The organism is Polynucleobacter sp. 35-46-11 (genome assembly GCF_002281105.1).
Map to the genome: position 1 here is coordinate 1 of NZ_NCFJ01000166.1, position 4,826 is coordinate 4,826.

Here is a 4,826-nt window from a genome sequence, read left to right on the forward strand (position 1 = left end):
ACCATCGAACCTTGCGGAACTTCTACTGCCTTACCATCTAATTCGATTTCAACCATGCTCACTTTAAGATGTCCCGTGCTCAATGTCTTATAAAGGTTTCGCAGAATCTAAGCAGCGCTTATGTTCTACGTGATACGCAAATTCATCCATGTAATGCTTCAACATGCCACGAACTGGCATTGCAGCAGCATCGCCCAATGCGCAAATCGTGCGACCTTGAATGTTGGCCGCTACATCATTCAATAAATCCAAATCTTCTGGGCGTCCTTCGCCGTGCTCAATTCGACTCACAATGCGCCATAACCAACCAGTACCTTCACGGCATGGGGTGCACTGACCACAAGATTCTTCGTGATAGAAGTAAGACAGACGCTCTAAGGCACGAACCATGCAACGTGTTTCATTCATCACGATCACAGCACCAGATCCCAACATCGAACCCGCTTTCGCAATGCTGTCGTAATCCATTGTGAGAGTCATCATCTCAGCACCAGGAATAACCGGTGAAGAAGATCCACCAGGAATAACCGCTTTCAGAGGGATGCCATCACGCATACCACCAGCAAGCTTTAACAACTCAGCAAATGGAGTCCCCAATGGAATCTCATAGTTACCTGGATAAGTCACATCGCCAGAGATAGAGAAAATCTTCGTACCGCCGTTATTTGGCTTGCCCAACTCTAAATACGCTGGACCACCGATTGCCATGATGAATGGCACTGCAGCAAATGTTTCCGTGTTATTGATCGTAGTTGGCTTGCCATACAAACCAAAGCTTGCTGGGAATGGCGGCTTAAAGCGCGGCTGACCCTTCTTGCCTTCAAGTGATTCTAAAAGCGCAGTCTCTTCACCGCAGATATAGGCGCCCCATCCTGGAGCAGCATGTAATTGGAAGTTGAAATCACTTCCCATGATTTTATCGCCGAGATATCCAGCAGCACGAGCTTCTTCAAGCGCCTCTTCGAAGCGAGAATAGACTTCCCAAATTTCGCCATGGATATAGTTGTAACCCACAGTGATACCCATAGTGTAGGCACCAATAATCATGCCCTCAATCAAAGCATGCGGGTTGTAACGCATGATGTCGCGGTCTTTAAATGTACCTGGCTCACCTTCGTCACTATTACAAACTAAATATTTTTGGCCAGGGAATTGACGGGGCATAAAGCTCCACTTCAACCCAGTAGGGAAGCCTGCACCTCCACGACCACGTAATGATGATGCTTTTAATTCAGCAATAATCGCATCCGGTGCAACTTTGTCGTTGATGATGCGACGCAACTGTTGATAGCCGCCACGGCTTTCATAATCCTTTAAGCGCCAGTTTTCACCATTCAATCCAGCAAGGATTAAAGGCTTAATGTGTCTATCGTGCAAGCTAGTCATGCTGCTTCCCCTTCTGCACGGAGCTCACTCAATAGAGCATCAATCTTTTCTTTACTCATGAAACTGCACATGCGCTTGTTATTCACCAGCATCACTGGAGAATCGCCACATGCGCCCATGCACTCACCCTCTTTCAAGGTGAAAGTGCCACAAGGAGTTGTCTCGTTGTAGCCAATACCCAATGTTTCTTTTAAATAAGTAGCCGCAGTTTCACCATGAGTTAACTGGCAAGGCAAGTTGGTGCAAATTACCAACTTGTACTTACCAATTTTCTTGGTGTCATACATGTTGTAGAAAGTAGCTACTTCGTCCACTGCAATCGTTGGCATTCCCAAAATTTGCGCGACAGTTTCAATTACTTCAGGTGAAACCCAACCTACTTCGGTTTGAGCGGCTATCAGAGCAGCCATCACAGCGGATTGTCTTTGCTCTGGGGGATATTTCGCGACATTGCGCGCAATGTCTGCGAGCGTTTTGTCTGAAAGTTGAAGAGTTGTTGTCATGAATTAATCCTTGGCGCGCTGTATTAGCGGTCAATCTCCCCGAACACGATATCTTGGGTACCAATAATGGTTACTGCATCAGCCAACATGTGGCCGCGTGACATTTCATCCATTGCGGACAGATGCACAAAGCCTGGTGCACGAATCTTCATTCGGTATGGCTTATTTGCACCATCAGAAATCAAGTAAATACCAAACTCACCTTTTGGATGCTCAACAGCAGAGTAAGCCTCGCCATTAGGAACGTGCATACCTTCAGTGAAAAGTTTGAAATGGTGAATCAACTCTTCCATATTGGTCTTCATATCCACACGCTTTGGTGGAGATACCTTATGGTTGTCGCTCATGACAGGGCCATCATTTGCTTTAAGCCAAGCCACACACTGTTTAATGATGCGATTCGATTGACGCATTTCTTCCATACGTACTAAATAGCGATCATAAGAATCACCATTCACGCCAACCGGAATGTCAAAGTCGAGTTTGTCGTAAGTTTCGTAAGGCTGCTTTTTACGTAAGTCCCACTCAATACCAGAACCACGCAACATAGGGCCTGTAAAGCCGAGCTGTAAAGCACGTTCAGGAGTCACAACACCAATACCCACTAAGCGCTGTTTCCAAATACGGTTATCCGTTAAGAGATTGCAATACTCATCTACGTTGGCATCAAAACCATTTGAGAATTGCTCAATGAAATCAAGCAAAGTGCCGCTACGGTTTTCATTCAAACGCTTAATCGCAGAGGTGCTACGAATCTTAGACTGAGAGTACTGCGCCATCTGCGTTGGCAGATCACGATAGACGCCACCTGGACGATAGTAAGCAGCATGCATACGAGCGCCTGACACTGCTTCGTACATATCAAAAATATCTTCACGATCGCGGAAGGCATACAAGAACACAGCCATTGCACCAACGTCTAGACCGTGACAACCAATCCATAAGAGATGATTGAGCAAGCGGGTTAACTCGTCATACATCACGCGAATGTATTGCGCACGCAAAGGTACATCTACTTGTAGCAACTTCTCAATTGCCATCACGTAAGCATGCTCATTTGCCATCATCGAGACATAGTCCAAACGATCCATGTATGGAACGTTTTGAATCCAAGTACGTGTCTCGGCTAATTTTTCTGTGGCGCGATGCAATAAACCGATATGTGGATCAGCGCGTTGAATGACTTCACCATCAAGTTCAAGCACTAAGCGCAATACGCCGTGTGCCGCAGGATGCTGAGGACCAAAGTTGAGGGTGTAGTTCTTAATTTGTGCCATGACTTAAACCGGACCTCCGTACTGCTCTTCGCGCACGATCCGTGGCGTAATCTCACGCGCTTCAATCGTGACAGGCTGATACACCACACGTTTTAACTCTGGGTCGTAACGCATTTCTACATTGCCAGAAATTGGGAAATCTTTTCTAAATGGATGACCGATAAAACCGTAGTCAGTCAAAATACGACGCAAGTCTTCATGACCATCAAACAAGATGCCGTAGAGATCAAATGCTTCACGCTCAAACCAATTGGCTGCAGACCAAACGGGAGTTAATGAAGCTACTACCGGGTAAACATCCTCTGGAGCGAATACACGAACACGCAAACGCCAATTGTGAGCTATGGATAAGAGATGAGTCACTACGCCAAAGCGTTGGCCGCCCCACTGCCCTTCACGGTAATCTTGGTAATCTACGCCGCATAAATCAATCAATTGCTCAAAGGCCAATGAAGGCTCATCACGCAATAACATAGCGGATTCAAAATAGGTGTCTGCATTAAGAACTACAGTCACCTCACCCAAAGCAATTTCAATTGACTGAACGCGCTTACCTAAAACTTTTTCAAGGTTAGCGGCGAGTTGAACTAAACGATCTGACATGGATTAAGCCTTCCGCGCAATCGTGCTAGTGCGAGCGATCTTGGATTGCAACTGAATAATTCCGTAGATCAATGCTTCTGCAGTTGGAGGGCATCCAGGAACATAGATATCTACTGGCACGATGCGGTCACAGCCGCGAACTACTGAATACGAGTTATGGTAATAACCACCGCCATTAGCGCAAGAGCCCATCGAGATAACCCAACGTGGCTCAGGCATTTGGTCATAAACCTTGCGAAGCGCTGGAGCCATCTTGTTACACAAGGTGCCAGCAACAATCATGAGATCTGATTGACGTGGAGATGGGCGGAACACCACACCAAATCGATCCAAGTCATAACGAGATGCGCCTGCGTGCATCATTTCAACAGCACAGCAAGCAAGACCAAAAGTCATTGGCCATAAAGAACCATTACGCGTCCAGTTGATTAACTGGTCTGCAGTAGTGGTAACAAATCCTTCTTTGAGAACGCCTTCTAGTGCCATATCTATCACTCCCAGTCGAGAGCGCCCTTTTTCCAGATATATACGAAGCCCACGATGAATTCCAATAAGAAAATCACCATAGAGGCGTAGCCGAACCAACCAATATCACGTAAGGCCACACCCCATGGGAATAGGAATGCAGTTTCTAAGTCAAATAAGATAAATAGGATGGCGATGAGGTAATAACGCACGTCGAACTTCATACGTGCATCTTCGAAAGCTTCAAAACCGCACTCATATGGCGACAGTTTTTCCGAATCAGGCTTCGAAGGAGCCAAGATTTTTCCGAGGAACATGGGGACTAAACCCACCCCAATACCTACGAGGATAAAAAGAAGAACAGGAAAGTAATTAGCGAGATTCAAAATGGCCCTGAGTCGTTCGTCTGGAAAGTCCTAAGAAACTACAAATTATCAATTATTCCGGTACAAAAATTCTTGATTTACAAGATAAACCCTACTAATTTTACAATTTGGTGCCGACGGCGAGACTCGAACTCGCACAGCCTAAGCCACTACCCCCTCAAGATAGCGTGTCTACCAATTTCACCACGTCGGCATCTTGTAAAACC

The 4,826-nt window shown here is 46.1% G+C and carries 6 protein-coding genes and 1 tRNA gene; all 7 read right to left on the bottom strand.

What is annotated here, in order from left to right:
- Positions 1 to 87: 87 nt before the first annotated feature.
- The 7 genes from nuoF to B7Y67_RS10935 all read right to left on the bottom strand — a co-directional run bounded on the left by nuoF (position 88) and on the right by B7Y67_RS10935 (position 4,813).
- The gene (nuoF, locus tag B7Y67_RS10905; RefSeq protein WP_015420925.1) at positions 88 to 1,386 is read right to left on the bottom strand and encodes an NADH-quinone oxidoreductase subunit NuoF; all 1,299 of its coding nucleotides are present in this window, start codon (positions 1,384 to 1,386) and stop codon (positions 88 to 90) included.
- Complete coding sequence (nuoE, locus tag B7Y67_RS10910; protein ID WP_293598668.1) at positions 1,383 to 1,889, bottom strand: NADH-quinone oxidoreductase subunit NuoE; 507 nt, start codon at positions 1,887 to 1,889, stop codon at positions 1,383 to 1,385. Before nuoE ends, nuoF begins: the two co-directional genes overlap by 4 nt.
- Before the next feature lie 23 nt (positions 1,890 to 1,912).
- Positions 1,913 to 3,166, bottom strand: a complete 1,254-nt coding sequence (locus B7Y67_RS10915; RefSeq protein ID WP_293598669.1) for an NADH-quinone oxidoreductase subunit D — start codon at positions 3,164 to 3,166, stop codon at positions 1,913 to 1,915.
- A 3-nt stretch (positions 3,167 to 3,169) separates the two neighbouring features.
- A complete protein-coding gene (locus B7Y67_RS10920; RefSeq protein WP_293598670.1) occupies positions 3,170 to 3,769 on the bottom strand; it encodes an NADH-quinone oxidoreductase subunit C in 600 nt (199 codons plus the stop codon).
- A gap of 3 nt (positions 3,770 to 3,772) precedes the next feature.
- A complete protein-coding gene (locus B7Y67_RS10925) occupies positions 3,773 to 4,255 on the bottom strand; it encodes an NADH-quinone oxidoreductase subunit B family protein (protein ID WP_011902891.1) in 483 nt (160 codons plus the stop codon).
- 5 nt (positions 4,256 to 4,260) lie between these two features.
- Positions 4,261 to 4,620 carry an NADH-quinone oxidoreductase subunit A gene (locus tag B7Y67_RS10930; protein WP_015420921.1) on the bottom strand — a complete coding sequence of 120 codons (360 nt, stop codon included), beginning with the start codon at positions 4,618 to 4,620 and terminating at the stop codon, positions 4,261 to 4,263.
- Between the two features lie 108 nt (positions 4,621 to 4,728).
- Positions 4,729 to 4,813 (bottom strand) — tRNA-Leu (locus tag B7Y67_RS10935).
- Positions 4,814 to 4,826: the final 13 nt, after the last annotated feature.